At 66.1% G+C, this 17,795-nt stretch carries 17 protein-coding genes and 2 tRNA genes; 4 read left to right on the top strand and 15 right to left on the bottom strand.

Annotation, left to right across the window (positions count from 1 at the left end):
- Nucleotides 1–45: 45 nt before the first annotated feature.
- From WNB94_RS12795 to WNB94_RS12780, 4 genes are all read left to right on the top strand, one after another.
- Nucleotides 46–2,310: a cyanophycin metabolism-associated ABC transporter gene (locus tag WNB94_RS12795; protein WP_341390792.1), complete on the top strand. Its 2,265-nt coding sequence runs from the start codon at nt 46–48 to the stop codon at nt 2,308–2,310.
- A gap of 7 nt (nt 2,311–2,317) precedes the next feature.
- The gene (locus WNB94_RS12790; RefSeq protein WP_341390791.1) at nt 2,318–2,770 is read left to right on the top strand and encodes a cyanophycin metabolism-associated DUF1854 family protein; all 453 of its coding nucleotides are present in this window, start codon (nt 2,318–2,320) and stop codon (nt 2,768–2,770) included.
- Between the two features lie 110 nt (nt 2,771–2,880).
- Nucleotides 2,881–3,456, top strand: coding sequence for a hemerythrin domain-containing protein (locus WNB94_RS12785; protein ID WP_341390790.1), 576 nt, complete (start codon nt 2,881–2,883; stop codon nt 3,454–3,456).
- Between the two features lie 23 nt (nt 3,457–3,479).
- Nucleotides 3,480–5,705: an ATP-binding protein gene (locus WNB94_RS12780; RefSeq protein WP_341390789.1), complete on the top strand. Its 2,226-nt coding sequence runs from the start codon at nt 3,480–3,482 to the stop codon at nt 5,703–5,705.
- A gap of 73 nt (nt 5,706–5,778) precedes the next feature.
- Here WNB94_RS12780 and WNB94_RS12775 read toward each other — a convergent pair whose 3' ends face one another.
- From WNB94_RS12775 to nadD, 15 genes are all read right to left on the bottom strand, one after another.
- Nucleotides 5,779–6,156: an HU family DNA-binding protein gene (locus tag WNB94_RS12775; protein WP_341390788.1), complete on the bottom strand. Its 378-nt coding sequence runs from the start codon at nt 6,154–6,156 to the stop codon at nt 5,779–5,781.
- Between the two features lie 137 nt (nt 6,157–6,293).
- A complete protein-coding gene (locus WNB94_RS12770) occupies nt 6,294–7,685 on the bottom strand; it encodes an acyl-CoA dehydrogenase family protein (RefSeq protein ID WP_341390787.1) in 1,392 nt (463 codons plus the stop codon).
- The gene (locus WNB94_RS12765) at nt 7,675–8,844 is read right to left on the bottom strand and encodes an acyl-CoA dehydrogenase family protein (protein WP_341390786.1); all 1,170 of its coding nucleotides are present in this window, start codon (nt 8,842–8,844) and stop codon (nt 7,675–7,677) included. Before WNB94_RS12765 ends, WNB94_RS12770 begins: the two co-directional genes overlap by 11 nt.
- Before the next feature lie 167 nt (nt 8,845–9,011).
- Nucleotides 9,012–9,087 (bottom strand) — tRNA-Lys (locus WNB94_RS12760).
- Between the two features lie 91 nt (nt 9,088–9,178).
- Nucleotides 9,179–9,254, bottom strand: a tRNA-Lys gene (locus tag WNB94_RS12755).
- A 28-nt stretch (nt 9,255–9,282) separates the two neighbouring features.
- Entirely contained in the window at nt 9,283–10,074 is a 792-nt protein-coding gene (locus WNB94_RS12750) for a tRNA threonylcarbamoyladenosine dehydratase (protein WP_341390785.1), read from the bottom strand.
- Nucleotides 10,071–10,892, bottom strand: a complete 822-nt coding sequence (gene ybgF / locus WNB94_RS12745; protein ID WP_341390784.1) for a tol-pal system protein YbgF — start codon at nt 10,890–10,892, stop codon at nt 10,071–10,073. Before ybgF ends, WNB94_RS12750 begins: the two co-directional genes overlap by 4 nt.
- Nucleotides 10,893–10,927: 35 nt before the next feature.
- Nucleotides 10,928–11,497 carry a peptidoglycan-associated lipoprotein Pal gene (gene pal / locus WNB94_RS12740; protein ID WP_341390783.1) on the bottom strand — a complete coding sequence of 190 codons (570 nt, stop codon included), beginning with the start codon at nt 11,495–11,497 and terminating at the stop codon, nt 10,928–10,930.
- Between the two features lie 83 nt (nt 11,498–11,580).
- Nucleotides 11,581–12,822 (bottom strand): Tol-Pal system beta propeller repeat protein TolB, encoded by a 1,242-nt coding sequence (tolB, locus tag WNB94_RS12735; protein WP_341390860.1) that lies wholly within the window; start codon nt 12,820–12,822, stop codon nt 11,581–11,583.
- Between the two features lie 244 nt (nt 12,823–13,066).
- Complete coding sequence (gene rng, locus WNB94_RS12730; protein ID WP_341390782.1) at nt 13,067–14,566, bottom strand: ribonuclease G; 1,500 nt, start codon at nt 14,564–14,566, stop codon at nt 13,067–13,069.
- A gap of 12 nt (nt 14,567–14,578) precedes the next feature.
- On the bottom strand, nt 14,579–15,247 hold the full coding sequence (locus WNB94_RS12725; protein ID WP_341390781.1) for an NAD(P)H-binding protein: 669 nt from the start codon (nt 15,245–15,247) through the stop codon (nt 14,579–14,581).
- A complete protein-coding gene (locus WNB94_RS12720) occupies nt 15,247–15,903 on the bottom strand; it encodes a Maf family protein (RefSeq protein WP_445819072.1) in 657 nt (218 codons plus the stop codon). Before WNB94_RS12720 ends, WNB94_RS12725 begins: the two co-directional genes overlap by 1 nt.
- Nucleotides 15,904–15,916: 13 nt before the next feature.
- Nucleotides 15,917–16,384 carry a 23S rRNA (pseudouridine(1915)-N(3))-methyltransferase RlmH gene (gene rlmH / locus WNB94_RS12715; protein WP_341390779.1) on the bottom strand — a complete coding sequence of 156 codons (468 nt, stop codon included), beginning with the start codon at nt 16,382–16,384 and terminating at the stop codon, nt 15,917–15,919.
- A 15-nt stretch (nt 16,385–16,399) separates the two neighbouring features.
- Nucleotides 16,400–17,173, bottom strand: coding sequence for a ribosome silencing factor (rsfS, locus tag WNB94_RS12710; RefSeq protein WP_341390778.1), 774 nt, complete (start codon nt 17,171–17,173; stop codon nt 16,400–16,402).
- Nucleotides 17,174–17,794, bottom strand: coding sequence for a nicotinate-nucleotide adenylyltransferase (gene nadD, locus WNB94_RS12705; RefSeq protein WP_341390777.1), 621 nt, complete (start codon nt 17,792–17,794; stop codon nt 17,174–17,176). It lies immediately after the preceding gene.
- Nucleotide 17,795: the final 1 nt, after the last annotated feature.

The raw sequence follows: 17,795 nt of genomic DNA, 5'->3' as shown, positions 1-17,795 counted from the left end.
CCGGTCAACGGTCAACCATCTGCCCACTCCGAACGTCTTCACTGCATGCACGCCACACACGCCGATGACGGTCAGGGCCCCATCCGCCATGAAGACACCGCCAGCACCACACCCGCACTGGCCTCCGACGAAAACGTGCTGGCCCGCCTGACGGTTGACCTCACGCCTGAACTTTGCTTCGAACCCAGTGACATTGTGCTGACGAACCGGCACTGGTACGTGCGATCGGGGGCCAGCACCACGTGGGCATCCCGGCCACTGACGACCGCCCTGAGGGTGAGCCTGCGCGACCACGCGGGCGTGGCCACCCTGGTGCTCGACGATGGACGTCAGACCCTGCAGCAATGGCACTTCACCATGCCGCAGCATGCCGCCGCCCAGCGTCTGGCGCAAGCCTTTGACCAACAGATTGAGGGCCTGCGCCTGGGTGTGGCGTGCCCCGCCCCCCAGGAAGCACACTGCGAGCGCTGCCACACCACCCTGCCGCCGGGAGAAGAAGATTGCCCCCAATGCGATCGGGACGCCGAGGCGCCGCCCTCGACCTGGGTGCTCTTGCGTCTGGGGCGCTTTGCCCGCCCCTACCGTGGCCAGTTGCTGGCGGGTTTTTTGCTGACGCTGGCCTCGACGGCCGCCACCCTGGTGCCGCCGTACCTCACCATGCCCCTGATGGACGAGGTGCTGATCCCGTTCCAGAACGGGCAGGCCATCGACCAATCGCTGGTGGCGCTGCTGCTGGGAGGCTTGCTGCTGTCTGCGCTGATGGCCTGGGCGCTGGGCTGGGCCCGCACCTACCTGCTGGCGCTGGTGTCCGAGCGCATGGGGGCCGACCTGCGCACCACCACCTTCGAGCACCTGCTGCGCCTGTCGCTGGATTACTTTGGCAGCAAGCGCACCGGCGACCTGATGGCCCGCATCGGGTCGGAGACCGACCGCATCAACGTCTTCCTGTCACTGCACGCACTCGACTTTGCGACCGACGTGCTGATGATCGCCATGACCGCAGCCATCCTGGTGTCCATCAACCCCTGGCTGGCCCTGGTCACCCTGGTGCCCCTGCCCTTCATCGCCTGGCTCATCCACCTGGTGCGCGACCGCCTGCGCACCGGCTTCGAGAAGGTCGACCGGGTGTGGGGCGAGGTCACCAACGTGCTGGCCGACACCATCCCCGGCATCCGCGTGGTCAAGGCCTTTGCCCAGGAAGGCCGTGAGGCCGAACGCTTCCGCCAGGCCAACCGGGTGAACCTGGCCATCAACGACCGGCTCAATAAAACCTGGTCACTGTTTTCGCCCACCGTGTCGTTGCTCACTGAAATCGGTCTGCTGGTGGTCTGGGCCTTCGGCATCTGGCTGGTGGCGGGCCACGAGATCACCGTGGGCGTGCTGACGGCCTTCATCGCCTACATCGGCCGCTTCTACGGGCGGCTGGACTCGATGAGCCGCATCGTCTCGGTCACGCAAAAGGCCGCCGCAGGCGCCAAGCGCATCTTCGACATCCTGGACCACGTCTCCAACGTGCCCGAGCCAGCCAACCCGGTCACCCTGCCGGCGCTGAAGGGCCAACTGCAGATGCGCCAGGTGGGCTTCCGTTATGGCAACCGCAGCGTGATCCGCCACCTCAACCTGGAAATTCAGCCTGGCGAGATGATCGGCCTGGTGGGCCATTCAGGCTCGGGCAAGAGCACCCTGGTCAACCTGATCTGCCGTTTTTACGACGTGTCGGAAGGCGCCATCCTGGTCGATGGCGTGGACCTGCGCCACCTGCGCGTGGCCGACGTGCGCCGCCACATCGGGCTGGTGCTGCAAGAGCCCTTCCTGTTTTTTGGCACCATCGCCGAGAACATCGCCTATGGCAAGCCCGAGGCCACCCGCGAAGAGATCATCGCCGCTGCCCGCGCGGCCCACGCGCACGAGTTCATCCTGCGACTGCCCCACGGCTATGACTCGATGGTGGGCGAACGCGGCCAGGGCCTGTCGGGCGGTGAGCGCCAGCGCATCAGCATTGCGCGCGCGCTGCTGATCAACCCGCGCATCCTCATCCTGGACGAGGCCACCTCGGCCGTGGACACCGAAACCGAAAAAGAAATCCAGAAGGCGCTGGACAACCTCGTGCAAGGCCGCACCACGATCGCCATCGCTCACCGCCTGTCCACGCTGCGCAAGGCCGACCGCCTGGTGGTGATGGACCGCGGCGAAATCGTGGAGGTGGGCCCGCACGACGAGTTGATGGCCCGCCAGGGCGCCTACTGGCGACTGTATGAAGCCCAGGCCCGCAAGACCGAACAAGAAGCCACCCTTTCAGATGTCACCTGAGGCCATCATGATTGAACGCAACGCCCAAGGGCAACTCGTGTACCGCGCGCCCGACGGCCTCATCCATGTGGGGGTGACGCCGGTGCGCGCCTTCCCGCTGTCGGCACCTGACGGCGGCCTGTCACTGCTGGGCCCGGACGGCCACGAGCTGCTCTGGCTGGACAGCCTGCAGTCTTGCCCCGCTGCAGCACGCCAGGTGCTCGAAGCCGAGCTCGCCTTGCGTGAGTTCATGCCGCAGATCATCCGCATTCGGTCGGTGTCAGGATTCTCGGTGCCCAGCCACTGGCAGGTCGACACCGACCGGGGCCAGACCACCCTCACCCTCAAGAGTGAAGACGACCTGCGGCGTTTGCCCCACGGGCGGTGGCTGCTCCACAGCGCCCAGGGACTTCAGTACCAAATGCCCGCCATGGAAGCGCTGGATTCGGCGTCTCGCAAGCTGCTGGAACGCTTTTTGTGATCATGCTGCGCTGACGCCAGATTCTTGACGTGGCGCAAGCCCGTTTGCGCCGGCCTGCCCACAATGGACTGACACCGCCGCCGTCCCTTGCCACCGATCAGGAGCCTGCCATGTCTGCCGTGCTGACCCCAGAATCTGCCCCATCCGCTGTTCAGGACGCGTTGAGCGCGCGCCCCATCCAGCCCTTTGATGTGCTGGACGAATGTCACCGCGACGTGGTCCGCCACCTGCACGACATGCACCAGTTGCTTGACCACCTGCGACGGGTGGGTCACGACGAACGCGCCCAGCAAATGGCGCGCCGCATCTTTGATTTCTTCATGACAACGGCGCGCGAACACCATCTGGACGAAGAGCGCCACGTGTTCCCGGCCTTGCTGCGCTCTGGCGACGACCTGCTCACGCAACAAACCCTGCGCCTGCAGCAAGACCATGGCTGGATCGAAGAGGACTGGCAGGAAATTGCGCCCCAGTTCGAAGCCATCGCCGCGGGTTACAACTGGTTCAACCTGGAGCAGCTCGAGCAGATCGTGCCCGTGTTTCACGCCCTCTACCGTGACCACATCGCCCTGGAAGAGTCGCTCATCTACCCCGAAGCGCGGTCGCGCATCTCGCGCTGGGATCTCCAGGGCATGGGACGTGAAATGTCGCAACGGCGCCGGTCTGGAAAACCCAACAAAACCTGAGTTCACTGCGGTATAAGGAAGAGGTGAACACGCACCTCTTCCGATGGCTGCTGGGGCTGGGCCTGCTGCTGACGCTGACGGGTCTGGTCGGCGTGCGTCTGGCGCCTGCGCCGCTGAACCTGCTGCTGGACAACCTCCACTGGAGCGCCGCCTTCGCCAGCTGCGCCCTGATGGCCTGGCGCGGCTGGCAGGATGAGCCCGACGCCGACACCCGTGTCGCCAAAGGCTGGCTGACCATGGCCGCGCTCAGCCTGGTGCTCGGGCAAGTGGCCTGGAACCTGCAGGTCTACACCGACTGGCTGCCCTTCCCCTCCCCGGCCGACGTCTTTTTCATCAGCATCGGGCTGCTGGCTTCTGCGGGCCTGTGGCGCTTTGGCATGGCCCGGTTGCCAGCGCCACAGTGGCGCATCGTTCGGCTGGACGCCGCCGCCCTGCTCCTGGCCTTCGTGGCCGCCACGCTGGCGCTGTTCCTGCCAAGCCGTGGCCAGTTCAGCCTGCTGCAGGTCGCGGTGATGGCCGCCTACCCGATTGCCCTGATGGCGCCGGTGTGCCTGGCGGTGGTGCTGGCGCTCACCTTGCGCGCACGCCTGCACTGGTCCACCTGGTTGATGCCGATGGGTTTGCTGGGCCTGACCCTGTGCTGGGGCACCTGGAACCTGCTGTTTCTGCGGCACGAGATCCACACCGGTGGGCTGGTCAACCTGGCCTTCTCGCTGGTGGCCGTGACCTTGGGATGGGGCGCCTGGCACTTCAGGCTGCAAACCGCCCACGACGACGCCCGGTGGGACCGCCGGTGCGAGGGCGCACTGCGCATGTTGCCCCTGGTGCTGGTGGTGATGGCCGCCCTGGGCGTGGCCCTGGCATGGAGCCTGCCGGGCTTGCCTGGCAGTGCACGCATCAGCATCGTGGCCGGCGGCCTGCTGGTGGGGGTGCTGGCCTTTGTGCGCCAGAGCTACCAGTTGCAAGACCGCGACCGCCTCCTGGTGGTGGAGCGGCTTCTGCGGCGGCGCGAAGCCGAGCTGGAAGCCCGCGTCGAAGCCCGCACCCGAGAACTCAGCACCGCCAAGGCCGCCGCCGAAGCCGCCAATGCCGCCAAGAGCGAGTTCCTGGCCAACATGAGCCACGAGATCCGCACCCCGCTCAACGGCGTGATCGGCTTCGCCCAGTTGGCGCGCATGCACAACCACGACCCCAACCAGGAGGCCTACCTGGCCAAGATCCAGTTGGCGGGCAAACAACTGCTGCGGCTCATCAACGACATCCTGGACATGTCGAAGATCGAAGCCGGCAAGCTGGAGCTGGAATGCGTACCGATGGACCTTGGCAGCGTCTTTCGTTCGGTGGACAACCAGGTTCGCGACATGGCCGAGGGCAAGGGCTTGAGCCTGTCGTTTCAGTTGGATGCCTCAGCCACAGGCACCGTGATGGGAGACCCTCTGCGCGTCGAGCAGATCGTGTTGAACTACGTGCACAACGCCATCAAGTTCACCCACAGCGGCGGCATCGACGTGCGCGCCCGCCTCGCCGCAGACACGCCTGGGCGCCGCGTACTGGAGATACGGGTGCATGACACCGGCATCGGCATGGACGAGTCCACGCGCCAGCGGCTGTTTGCCGCGTTCTCGCAGGCCGACAGCTCCACCACGCGCCGCTTTGGTGGCACAGGCCTGGGCCTGGCCATCTGCAAGCGCCTGGCCGAGTTGATGGGCGGGGACGTGGGCGCCGACAGTGCCCCAGGCGCAGGCAGCACCTTCTGGTTCACCGCCGCATTCAAGAAGCTGCCAGAAGCCACGGAGGATGTGCCCGGCGCATCCCTGGCCATCAAGAACCCGGCAGCACCAACCTTGCGCGGACTGCACTTGCTGCTGGCCGAAGACAATGACCTCAACCAGATCCTGGCACGTTCCATCCTGGAACAGCACGGCGCCACCGTCACGGTGGTTGGCACTGGCCAACAAGCCCTCGCGGTGCTGGACCACACGCCGGTGGACGCGGTGCTGATGGACCTGCAAATGCCTGACATGGACGGCCTGGTGGCCACGCGGCGCCTGCGGTCTGATCCACGTCACAAACGTCTGCCGATCATCGCCATGACCGCCAATGCCCGTGCAGAAGACCGGGAGCGCTGCCTGGCCGCAGGCATGGACAGCTTTGTGAGCAAGCCGTTCGACATCCGCGATCTCGTCAACACGATCCTGACCGTGGTCAAGCCGCAGGACGCACCCGTATCGACGCCACCAAAAAGATGAGCGGCGTGCCCGTCTGGACACGCCGCTCATGTGGTGCGCCTTCCGGCATGGCGCCGGAAGACCCATCAAGCCATCACTTCTTGGCTTTTTTGGCAGCAGGCTTGGCGGCCTTCTTTGCTGCGGGCTTGGCAGCAGGCTTGGCTGCAGCCTTGGCGCTGGCCTTCTTGGCAGCGGCCTTCGGGTCGACAGCCGCCTTGAAGGTGGCGCCCGGCGAGAACTTCGGCAGCTTGGCTGCAGCGATCTTGATCTTCTCACCAGTGGAGGGATTCACGCCGGTGCGGGCGGCGCGAGCATGCTGCTTGAAGGTGCCGAAACCAGGGATGGTCACGGGGTCACCCTTTTTCACCGCGGCCACCACGGTGTCGAGCAGGGTGTCCAGGATGCGGCCAGCTTCGGCCTTGGACAGCTCGTGCTGCTCGGCCAAACGCACAATGAGGTCGGTCTTGTTCATGAAGATGGATTGTGGATGCACCCGCACAACCGGGCGCCTTAATTGTGCATCGCTTCGCACATATTTCAAGCACCCGAGCACGGCTTGATCACAAGAAAATCCAGCAGGCATCGGTGTTTCGGCCGATTCGTCGCGCCTTACACCCCGGGTGGGCCCTGATGTGCGCCCTCTGGCCGCAGGTGCTCGGCCCAGGCTTCGATCATGCCCAGGCGATTGATGTCGGTGGTGCCTTCGAAGATGCGCGTCACCCGCACATCGCGCAGGATGCGCTCCAGGCCATGCGCACCGTGCACGCCCCACTCGCCGACCAGGTCCATGGCCTGCTCCACCACCACCTGCGCGCGCTCGGTGGCCCACGACTTGCTCAGTGAGGCATGAAACGCCCCGGGATGCCAGGCATGACGGGCCTCGTGCCACAACAGGCCCCGCATGGCCCGCACCTCTGACACCATGGCCGCCAGCCTCAACTGCACGTCTTGCCGGTCCATCAGGCGATGACGCCCCAGGCCTCGTGTGCGGGCAAACTGCAAGGCGATCTGGGTGGCCGCGCGGGCCATCCCCAAGGCCATGGCCCCCACCGGTATGCGCGAGCAGGTCAGGGTGGTGCGGTTGATGGCCCACCCACCTCGCAAGGGCCCGATCACGTCGGCATCGGGCACGAAGGCGCCGTCAAACGACAAAGCCGTGGTGCCAGAGGCGCGCAAACCCAGCTTGTCTTCGTTGCGCAAACGCGTCACAGCCGGCTGCTCACGCACCAGAAAGCACGTCCACGAGCGCATGTCCTCGCCCTCGAGCGCCGCAAACACCGTGAAGGCCTGGGCCAGATCACCACCACTGACGTGGCACTTGTGCCCGGTCAGCCGCCATCCGCCCGGCACACGGCGTGCCACCACCCCGGGTTTCATCGTGGCCGCACCTGGGCCATGCTCGACATCAGACCCTGCATGGGGCTCGGTGATGGCATAGGCCATCAAGCTCGGCGCTCCCGCCAGACAAGCGCGGTACACCGGCCGGAGGATGCGCCATATCTGACGAACATGACCGGAAAGGATCACCGGCATGCTGCCCAGGTGATGCGCCGACAGCACCTGCATCAAACCGCCATCGACCGCACCGAACTCTTCCACCACCACGCTGGCCTGCCATGCGATGGCATGGGGCCAGGCGCGCCACGACATGCTCCCCAAGGGGTGCGGCAGGTAACAACTGAGCCAGCCCTGGCGCCCTGCTTCGGCCAGCATGGCCTGAAAGCGCTCGCCATGCGGCCCCTCGGTGCCCGGGGCATGCATGGATGAGGCATCACCGTCAGCGGCCAGCGGTTGCAGGTGCGACAAGGCGAACCGGCGGGCGCGCCACCGCAAGCTGGCCAGCGGGGCCGGTAAACGGTGGGTGTCTTGAAGCCACAGATCGTCGTCACTGGCGCTGGCCAGCCACGCTGCCAAAGGCCGCAGCCGCTGCACCGTCTGCGCCGATGACAACACATCATGAGGCGGCAGCATGCCGCCCAGCGGACGCGTCTCAGAGCCCATGCGAAAGCCCTCCCATGCGAGCGCACCCAGCGGCCACCCGATGCGCATCGGCCACCCCGCCGGCCAGTTGGCGCAGCACGCGCTGATCGCGCCAGGCTTGCGCCACCGGGTTGTCGGCCAGGTAGCCTGCCGCCCCCATGGCCTGCAGGCCCTCGTCGGTGAGGCGCGCCAGGTGCTCGTGAACCGCACAACGGTCCAGCAGCACTGCGGCCAGGGCATCAAGGTGCTCGGGGCCGTGCGTGGGCTGTTGCCAGGCCTGCATGAGCGCCGCCACCGCGCGCCCGGCTGCGACCATGCGCCCGCGCATCTGCTGCACGGCGGGATGCTCAGACAAGGCCCGCCCGCCTTGACGGCGAAGCGCCACATGATCCTGCACAACGCGGTCTGCGGCCTGCCACGCGCCGGACGCCACGGCCATCACACCGAGTTGATCCTTGAGCAGCACCTCGCGCCACAGCGCATTCGCATGTGGCGCCGAACAGGCCAAAGCTTGCCAAGCATCGTCTGCCGCACGGATGCACCATGACTGCAAGGGCCTCAGACCCAGGGCCGCTGGCCCGACCTGTTCGGCCGCATGGAGTTCGGCCTGTTCACGCGCCAGCACCTGCCATTGCCAGCCCCCCATCGACGCGTCCGCCGGCGCACGCCCCCGCCAGACCGCACGCACCAGGTGCGTCCAATGGCCCGGAAGCAACAGCATCGAGCCCGTGGACGCCACACGGCTCCAGTCGGACAAGGCCTCAGACTGCGCCTCACCGAGCGCCTGCCCACGCCACCATGGCACCAGCGCTTCGGGGCACCAGCCCCATGTGCCCGCCCCTGCGTACACAGGCACGGCATCGTCGTGGGGCCATGCGGACGCCTGCCTGAGCACCCAATCGCCCAAAGCCCATCGGTGCAGCGCCCATCCCAGGCCGGCAGCAGGCCCCTGGGAGGACCAGGCCTCGACCAGGCGGCTCAGGGTGCCCATGCTCAGGCCGCCATCCTGCGTCAGCGGAGCGGCCCAGAGGCTCCAGTCGTCATCGCCTTGGCCATGCCTCAACACACCCATGGTCTGGAGGTGGCGCCCCCAATCGCGCCAGGGCTGCACCAACCATGCGGTGCTCAGATCTGGCCACGGCTGACGCTCGGCCCAACGCGCCAGGGCCGACCACCACATGGCGCGATGCTCCTGCCCAGGGGCTTCAGGGGCTCGGTGATCAGGAGATGCGGCAAACATCGACATGGCACGCATCTTAGCCAGTGCCTTGCGCCAGGGACTGACATGCGCCTGGGCTTGGCCGGCCAAACAAAAAGGCCTGTGCTTGCGCACAGGCCTTGAAATGTTGGTGGGCCCTGTAGGATTCGAACCTACGACCAACGGATTAAGAGTCCGCTGCTCTACCAACTGAGCTAAGAGCCCTTGTCTTCTCTACCCCGTTGAATGCGCAAAAAGCGTATTCGCGATCAACGAAGACTCAGATTATATACCGATTTTCGGTGCCTTCGCAAGGTGGTGGGTCGTGCAGGATTCGAACCTGCGACCAACGGATTAAAAGTCCGCTGCTCTACCGACTGAGCTAACGACCCGCCTGCGAAGCCTTAGATTATAGCGTGCTCAAGACTCGGCGATCAAGTTCAGCAGTTGTGCCGCCGCCACCATGCCAAACGAAGCCGTCACCATCACGCTGGAACCGTAGCCATGGCACGCCAGGGCCATGCCCGGTTGCGCCCCAGCAGGGGTGTCACAGGCGGCCTCTTGAGACGGACGAACCGGTTCACGCGAGAACACACACCGCAAGCCCATGCCACCGCGCCGGGGAGCACCGTGGCGCTGGCGCAAACGCTGACGCACGCTGGCCAGCAAGGGGTCGTGCGTGACCTCGGCCAGGTCGGCCACCTCCACCAGCTCAGGTCGGCTCTTGCCGCCAGCCGCCCCCACGCTGACCACCGGCACACCCTGGGCGGCCCCCCAGGCCGCGATCGCTGCCTTGGCCCGCACCTGGTCACAACAGTCCAGCACACCGTGCAGTGGCGCCGACAGATCGTTGAGCGCCAGGCACTGCGAGGCGTTGTCTTCGGTCAGGAAGTCTTCTACCAGCCGAACCTCACAACCGGGATGGATGCCCGCGATGCGGTCGCGCAAGGCATCCACCTTGGCCTGCCCCAGCGTGGACGTCACGGCCTGAACCTGGCGGTTGATGTTGGACTCGGCCACCTGGTCCAGGTCGACCAGGGTCAGGTGGGCCACACCGCTGCGCGCCAGGGCCTCCACGGCCCAAGAGCCCACGCCACCAACGCCCACCACCGCGAACCTGGCCTGACGCAGGCGCTCATACCCTTGTGGCCCGTACAAGCGCCTGAGCCCCCCGAAACGGCGATCGAGGTCGGCGTGCTCCAGCCCGCTCATGGGGCCTTGCGTTTGGCGCCAGCGGTGGGTGGCGGCAGGGTTTGCAAGCGGTCGCGGGCGGCCTGCGCTGCCTCGCTGCGTGGGTATTGCTTGATCAACTGCTCCAGCGTCCGGCGCGCCGATGTCAGCTGTTTGAGCTCGATCTGGCAATTGGCCACCGACAACTGGGCCTCAGGCGCCTTGGGGTGCTCGGGCGCCTTGTCAACGACTTGCTGAAACACCTCGATGGCCGACTTGTAGTCGCGAAGGCCGTAATACGCATTGCCCTGCCAATACCAGGCGGCCTCACGGTAGCCCGTGGCCGGGAACTGCTTGAACAGGGCATTGAAACCGACGGCCGCGGCCGCAAAATCGGCGGCCTTCAAGCGGGCAATGGCCTCGTCGAACAAGCGTTTTTCTTCAGGGTCTACCTGAAAGGTTCGCCCGTCCAGGGTGATGCTCTGGGGCTCCAGGCGGCTCATGCGCTCATCAACCGATCCCTTGAGGTCGGCCTGTTGGCGTTGCATCTCGGCCAGCTCACGCTGCAGCAATTCTTCCTGCCCGCGCTGACGGGCCATGTCCATCTTCAACTGCTCGATCTGCGTGTTCAACTCCAGCACGCTGCGCTTGAGCTGGTCCACCTGCTGGTTGAGGGACTCCATGCGTGCCTGCTGGGCTTCGACATCCTGCGTGCGCTGCTCACGCAATTGCAGGATGGCCCGTCGCGCCTCATCGTCACCGAACAGGGCGGCCTGGGCCGACCAGGGACTGGCCAACAAGGCCAACAGCATGGCCAGCGCGCGCCAATGTTTCACGATACGGGTTGGCAAGACGGGCATGGGGTCTCCTGCAAATCACTCGGGGCTGGCCCGGTTCAGCGGTCCTTGATGTCGGCGCGACGGTTTTGAGACCAGGCTGCCTCATCGCTGCCGGTGGCGGCGGGGCGCTCTTCACCAAAGCTCACGGCCTCGATCTGCTCGGGGCCTGCGCCCAGCAGGGTCAGCGAACGCTGCACCGCTTCAGCGCGCTTTTGACCCAGCGCCAGGTTGTATTCGCGGCTGCCGCGCTCGTCCGTGTGGCCTTCGATGACGATGCGCGTGGTGCGCGAGGCGTTCAGGCGGCGGGCATGCCCTTCCACCACCGGACGGAACTCGTCCTTGACCAGGAAGCTGTCGAAGTCAAAGTAGATGACACGGGGCAGTGAGGCCGTGGCGTCTGCCGACGAGGCATCGGGCGCCACCACCACGGGGGCCACGCTGCTGGCGCCGGTGGCTCCTGCCGTGGCGTCGCTGCCCGCCGTGCTGATGGGCGCGGCGCCAGCATTGGCCTGGTCGTCCAGTTTGACGCTGGAGCCGCAACCCGCCAGCAGCAAGGCGGCCGCAGCCAGTGCGCTCAGGCCAAAGGCACGAGCAGGCGAGAAAGAAGAGAGGCTGGTCTTCGTCATGTCAATAGCTCCTGTGGCGGGATAGGTTGGCGAAACATCAAACAACGGGAAAACAAAGGGGCAAACAAGGTGGCGCGGGCCGATCATCGGTTCAGGTAAGGCCCCCACACGGGTTCGCGCACGTCGGCCGCTGGCGTGGCCAGCCGGGCTTTGATGCGTCCATCCAGGGACGTGGTCATGAGCACGTCGCGACCTTGTTGACGGGTCGCGTAAATGATGAGCCGGCTGTTGGGCGCGAAGCTGGGGCGCTCGTCATCGCGGGTGTCGGTCAACACCTTGACCTGCCCGGACCCCAGGTCCATCAGGTGAACGCGAAACGCGCCGCCATCGACACGGCCCACATACGTGAGCCAGCGACCATCCGGGCTGAGGGACGGGCTCACGTTGTACGCCCCCGTGAAGGTGACGCGGCGGGCAGCGCCCCCCTGAGCCTGCACCTGGTAGATCTGAGGGCCACCGCCACGATCACTGACGAAGTAGATGCTGGCGCCATTGGGGGCCCAGGCGGCCTCGGTGTCGATCGCCTGGCTTTGGGTGAGCCGGCGAACGCCCTCGCCATCGGCACCGATCACATACAGCTGAGAGCCCCCCTCACGGCTGAGGGTGACGACCAACTGTCGTCCATCGGGCGACCACGCGGGCGCACTGTTGGTGCCACGGAAGCCGGCCACCACCCGACGGCGCCCCGAATACACATCCTGCACCACGACGTTGGCCTTGCCTGTTTCGAACGACACATAGGCCAGTTGCCGGCCGTCGGGCGACCAGGCTGGCGAGATGATGGGCTGGGCGCTGGCCAGCGCCGCCTGGGCGTTTTCTCCATCGGCATCGGCCACGAACAAGGTGTGGCGCTTGCCCACCTTGCTGACATAGGCGATGCGGGTGGCAAACACCCCTTTGTCACCGGTCAGGCGCTCGTACATCTCGTCGGAGATGCGGTGGGCCGCCAGGCGCAGGTCGGCGGCGGGCACCACCAGGCTCAATCCGCCCAGGCCCTGGGCCTTGAGCACATCCCACAGTTGGTAGCGCACATCGAAGCGCCCATCGGCCAGCGGCGTGATGGAGCCCGCCAGCAAAGCATCCACGGATTTCGCGCGCCAGTCCACCAGATTGGGCCGCACCGACTCGTCGAGTCGCTCGGCACTGGCATCGGCCAGACGGAACAGCCCGGAGCGCTCCAGGTTGGCACGGATGATGGCCGACACCGCCTGCGGTGAACGGTCTTCGGACCGGAACGGCGCCACGGCCACCGGGATGCGGGTGGCCCCCACGCCGGCGATTTCCACCCGAAACTGCGCGCGCGCCGATTCAAGTGGCCACGCCATGCCCAGGCCTGCGGCACCCAACACCCCCACCCATTGGGCGGCGCTGCGCAAGGTGGTTCGACGAGCAAGGTCAGGTGAGTCGAAGTGATCAGACATGCAAGCGTTCATCGAATTCGTTCAGGTCAGCACGAATTGTGCCCCGTGGTGGCCAGGAGTTCCTTCAGAGAGGGTGCTTTGGCCCCACGCCCCAGAGGTCAAGTAATGTAAAGAGGCCCTGCCCCTCTGGCGCGCACGCCCGGGGCCGTCACAAGAGCACGATGTCGTACTGCTCGGGCGACATGGTGGGCTCGGCCTGCAAGGAGATGGGCTTGCCGATGAAATCGCTCAGGCCCGCCAGGTGAGCGCTTTCTTCGTCCAGCAGCATCTCGACGACGGTGGCACTGGCCACCACCCGGAATTCGCGCGGACTGAACTGACGCGCCTCGCGCAGGATCTCGCGCAGGATGTCGTAGCACACCGTACGTGCCGTGCGCACCTGGCCGCGCCCTTCGCAGGTGGGGCACGGCTCGCACAGCATGTGTGCCAAGGACTCGCGCGTGCGCTTGCGCGTCATTTCGACCAGGCCCAGGCTGGAGAACCCGCTGACCGTCACCTTGGTGCGGTCACGCTGCAGTTGCTTGCGCAGCTCCGACAGCACATGCTCGCGGTGCTCTTCGCGCTGCATGTCGATGAAGTCGATGATGATGATGCCACCCAGGTTGCGCAGCCGCAGTTGGCGTGCGATGGCCTGCGCGGCCTCCAGGTTGGTCTTGTAGATGGTTTCGTCGAAGTTGCGCGCCCCCACATACCCACCGGTGTTCACGTCCACCGTGGTCAGGGCCTCGGTCTGGTCCACGATGAGGTAGCCACCGGATTTCAGGTCCACGCGCCGCGCTAGGGCGCGCTGGATCTCGGTGTCGACGTTGTACAGATCGAAGATCGGACGCTCACCCTTGTACAGCGCCAGTCGCGCCACCGCGGTGGGGGTGTAGGTGTCGCCGAACGCCTTGAGGGTGTCGAACTGCAGGGCCGAATCGATGCGGATGCTCTGCACGCGTTCGTTGACCAGGTCGCGCAGCACACGCTGGGCCAGGTTCAGTTCCTGGTACAGCAAGGTGCCTGGCGGCGACTTCAGCCCCTGCTCGCGGATGGCACCCCAGGTTTTGCGCAGGTAGGCGATGTCACCGGCCAACTCGTCGTCGGTGGCGTCTTCGGCGTTGGTGCGCAGGATGAAGCCGCCGGAACGCGTGCGCCCCTCTCGGTTGTCAGCCTCGCCCAGCAGAGCCAGCATGCGGCTGCGCAACGCATCACGCAGCTCGGGTGAGCCGATTTTTTGCGAAATGCCGATGTGGTCATCTTGCGGCAGGAACACCAGCAAGCGCCCCGCCACACTGATCTGGGTGGACAGGCGCGCGCCTTTGGTGCCGATGGGGTCTTTGATGACCTGCACCATCAGGGCCTGGCCTTCGTGCACCCGCTTCTCGATGGGCACCTGGCCATCGCCATGGCGTCCGGGTTTGTGGTTGGTGGCGTCGCGGTGAAGATCGGCCACGTGCAAAAACGCAGCACGGTCCAGACCGATGTCGATGAACGCCGACTGCATGCCCGGCAGCACACGCACCACCTTGCCCACGTAAACGTTGCCCACCAGGCCCCGCTCCAGGGTGCGCTCGACGTGCAACTCCTGCACGGCGCCGCTTTCGATGATGGCCACACGGGTTTCCTGTGGCGTCCAGTTGACGAGAATGTCTTGCGAATGAAGCATGGTGGACGCAGCTTAGCGCATGGCACGCAGTGATGGGTTGCGCAGGACATGCCAGCCCGCACGCCCCTCGCGCAGCTTGCGCCACACGCCCGCAGCCACCTGCCATGCCTGAACCGGCTTGTGGCTGGCAGGCATCAGCAAGCCCAGGGCCAAGCCCAGGCGCTCACCCAGACGAAACTCGCTGCGATCACCCGCCAGCAAAGAGGGTTGGGCCACCGTCACGTGCTCGAAGTTCAAGGCCCGCACCGCGTTTTCCAGCTCGCCCTTGACGCGGTTGTAGAAAAACACCGACGACGCGTCGGCCCCGACGGCACTGACCAGGCCCATGCGCAGCACGCCCGCTTCATGGGCCATGCGGGCCAGTTGCAGGGGGTAGTCAAAGTCCACCCGACGAAAGGCCTCGCGCGAACCGGCCTGGCGTATCGTGGTGCCCAGGGCGCACACCAAGCCACCCGCGCCATCGAACAGCGACTGGGCCTGACTCAGTCGCTCGAAGTCATGCACCCACACGCGCAGCTTGTCCAGCCCGGGCGTGTGCTCCGAGCCCGTCAGCCCCGCCGGCGTCAAGGGACGACGCACCAACGCCCTGACCTCGGTCACGCCGGGGTCGGCCAACATCTGGGTGAGCAGGTGGCGCCCCACCAGCCCGGAGGCCCCAGCCAGCACCATCGTGTCGGGCATCAGAAGCTCCATCCCATGGGTTTGAGCAGCTCTGCCGTGTCGTACAGCGGCAGACCCATGATGCCGCTGTAGCTGCCGTCAATGTGTTCCGTCCAGGCCCCCGATCGGCCCTGAATGGCATAAGCACCGGCCTTGCCAAAAGGCTCGCCGCTGGCCACATAACGCTCGATCTCGGCGTCGTCCAGCGCGCGCCAGCGCACCTGCGACGCGCTCACCCGCAGTTGACCGTGCACGCAAACGGCAGTCAGCACGCGGTGGGTTCGCCCCGACAGGCTGCGCAGCATGCGGGTGGCATCGGCCGCATCGGTCGGCTTGCCCAGGATGGTCGAGCCCAAGGCCACGGTGGTGTCGGCACACAGCACGGGCCCCAAGGGCCAGGCTTCAGCGTCACGGCAAAACCGGGCCTGCATGCGCGCCATGGCCGCGTGCCATTTGGCCAGTGTCACGCGCTGCACATAGTCGTCAGGAGACTCGCCCGCACGCTCGGCCTCCAGCGCTTCGGCATCTTCATCCGCATCCGGCAACAACAGGGCGTGGCGCACCCCCAGTTGGTCCAGCAATTGACGACGACGTGGGCTTTGCGAGGCCAGGTACAGCCACGGCTGCCCCTCGTTGGCCAGGTCAGCAGGCAATGACGCGGACACCGTTGAGTTCATGGTCGGACCACGCTCAGGCGCGGTGGTAGGGGTGGTTGTGTCTCAAGGACCAGGCTCGGTAGAGCTGCTCCAGCAGCAGCACCCGGGCCAGGGCATGGGGCAAGGTCATGTCCGACAACCGTATGGCCTCGTCGGCCGTTTGCTTGAAGGCCGGATCAATGCCATCGGCACCGCCGATGATCAGCGCCACATCGCGACCGTCGTGCTGCCAGGCTTCAGTGCGCTGGGCCAACTGCACGCTGGTGAGGCGAGTGCCCCGCTCGTCCAGGATCACACGGCGCGTGCCCTTGGGCAAGGCGGCCTCCATCCGGGCCGCCTCGGCCTGCATGATCGCGGCCACGGGCTTGCCCTCGCGCGGCTCGGCCTTGACGGCCTTGACCTCCACCTTCCAGTCTGGTGGGAAGCGCTTGAGGTAGTCCTCGCAGGCCGTTTGCGCCCAGTCGGGCAGGCGCTGGCCGATGGTCAGCACGGTGCACTTCATGGGCACGCCAGACGATCAGCGCGCCGTCTTGCGGGCCGGCGCTTTTTTGGCTGGCGCCTTCTTGGCCACGACCTTTTTGACGGCCACTTTCTTGGCAGCAACCTTCTTGGCCGCCACCTTCTTCACCGCCACCGCCTTGCGGGCGGGGGCCTTCTTGGGCTCAGGGGCATTGACGACCACCTTGGACAGCACCGTCTTCTTGGCAGTGGCCTTCTTGGCGACAGCCTTCTTGGCCACCACCGTCTTCGCAGCCACCTTCTTCGCAGCCACCTTCTTCGCAGCCACCTTCTTCGCAGCCACCTTCTTGCCCACGGCCTTTTTGGCAGCCACCTTGGTGGCAGCCGCCTTGTTGACCGTCGGCGTTTTGCCGGCCTTGGGCGACTTGGCCACCTTGGCCGGCACTTCGTCCATGGGCTCGGACGCCTTGACCAACCCGGCCTTTTGCGCCTGGCGCTTCAGGGCCACGGGCTTCTCACCCCAGATCTCTTCGAGCTGGTAGTACTGGCGAATGGCCGGCTGCATGATGTGCACCACCACCGCGGCACAGTCGACGATGATCCACTCGCCGTTGTCTTCGCCCTCGGTGCGCATGATCTGGAAGCCAGCCTTCTTGACCGTCTCGCGCACGCTGGACGCCAGCGCCTTGGTCTGCCGATTGGAATTGCCGGTGGCCACGATCACCCGCTCGAACAGGGGTGAGAGGTGCTCGGTGTTGAAAACGACGATGTCCTGCGCCTTGACGTCTTCCAGGCCGTCGACGATGACGCGTTGCAGTTTGCGGATGTCCATTCAGCGGGGGGCGCCAGAGGCGTAGAGTTGATGGTTGGCAATATAGCGCGCCACGGGCTCACTCAGCCAGTGGGGCACCAGGGAGGTGGGGGGCTGCCCCTGATTCAGGTGTGCGCGGATCTCGGTGGACGAGACATGCAGCGCTGGCAGCGGCAGGCGCGTCAGGCGGTGACGCCCCTTCAGCGCGGCGGGCGCCCGAGGTGCATCGTCGCCCCGGCAGGCCACCGCCAGGGTGACCCGGCTCAGCAGCTCTTCCCAGCCCTGCCAGGTGGGCAGGTTGGCATATTGGTCTTGCCCGATGATGAGAAACCACTCACAGCCCGGGCGCTGGGCCTGCAATTCGCGCACGGTATCCAAGGTGTACGACGGGCCACCGCGACGCACCTCGCAGTCGTCCAGCACGAAACGAGGCTCATGCTGGATGGCGGCCTGCACCATGGCCAGGCGGTGCTTGGCAGGGGCCAACTGTCGGGCCTTCTGCCAGGCCTGACCCACCGGCACCCAGCGCACCTCATCAAGCGCCAGATGGCGCAGCGCGACCTCGGCCAGGGCCACATGGGCCACATGCACCGGGTCAAAACTGCCGCCCATCAAACCAATGCGACGGGCGGCTGCAGGCACG

The organism is Aquabacterium sp. A3, assembly GCF_038069945.1.
Classification (GTDB): domain Bacteria; phylum Pseudomonadota; class Gammaproteobacteria; order Burkholderiales; family Burkholderiaceae_C; genus Aquabacterium.
Note: the sequence above shows the minus strand (reverse complement) of the source record. Positions and strands in the feature narration are given on the sequence as shown.

Coding starts and splice junctions, on each gene's coding strand:
- WNB94_RS12790 (WP_341390791.1), top strand. CDS start 2,318: ATGATTGAACGCAACGCCCAAGGGCAACTCGTGTACCGCGCGCCCGAC.
- tolB (WP_341390860.1), bottom strand. CDS start 12,822: ATGGCGTGGCCACTTGAATCGGCGCGCGCGCAGTTTCGGGTGGAAATC.
- WNB94_RS12750 (WP_341390785.1), bottom strand. CDS start 10,074: ATGAGCGGGCTGGAGCACGCCGACCTCGATCGCCGTTTCGGGGGGCTC.
- WNB94_RS12770 (WP_341390787.1), bottom strand. CDS start 7,685: ATGGGCTCTGAGACGCGTCCGCTGGGCGGCATGCTGCCGCCTCATGAT.
- rng (WP_341390782.1), bottom strand. CDS start 14,566: ATGCTTCATTCGCAAGACATTCTCGTCAACTGGACGCCACAGGAAACC.
- WNB94_RS12720 (WP_445819072.1), bottom strand. CDS start 15,903: ATGAACTCAACGGTGTCCGCGTCATTGCCTGCTGACCTGGCCAACGAG.
- WNB94_RS12765 (WP_341390786.1), bottom strand. CDS start 8,844: ATGTGGTGGTCGGCCCTGGCGCGTTGGGCCGAGCGTCAGCCGTGGCCA.
- WNB94_RS12775 (WP_341390788.1), bottom strand. CDS start 6,156: ATGAACAAGACCGACCTCATTGTGCGTTTGGCCGAGCAGCACGAGCTG.
- rsfS (WP_341390778.1), bottom strand. CDS start 17,173: ATGGACATCCGCAAACTGCAACGCGTCATCGTCGACGGCCTGGAAGAC.
- pal (WP_341390783.1), bottom strand. CDS start 11,497: ATGACGAAGACCAGCCTCTCTTCTTTCTCGCCTGCTCGTGCCTTTGGC.
- ybgF (WP_341390784.1), bottom strand. CDS start 10,892: ATGCCCGTCTTGCCAACCCGTATCGTGAAACATTGGCGCGCGCTGGCC.
- WNB94_RS12725 (WP_341390781.1), bottom strand. CDS start 15,247: ATGCCCGACACGATGGTGCTGGCTGGGGCCTCCGGGCTGGTGGGGCGC.
- rlmH (WP_341390779.1), bottom strand. CDS start 16,384: ATGAAGTGCACCGTGCTGACCATCGGCCAGCGCCTGCCCGACTGGGCG.
- WNB94_RS12795 (WP_341390792.1), top strand. CDS start 46: ATGCACGCCACACACGCCGATGACGGTCAGGGCCCCATCCGCCATGAA.
- WNB94_RS12785 (WP_341390790.1), top strand. CDS start 2,881: ATGTCTGCCGTGCTGACCCCAGAATCTGCCCCATCCGCTGTTCAGGAC.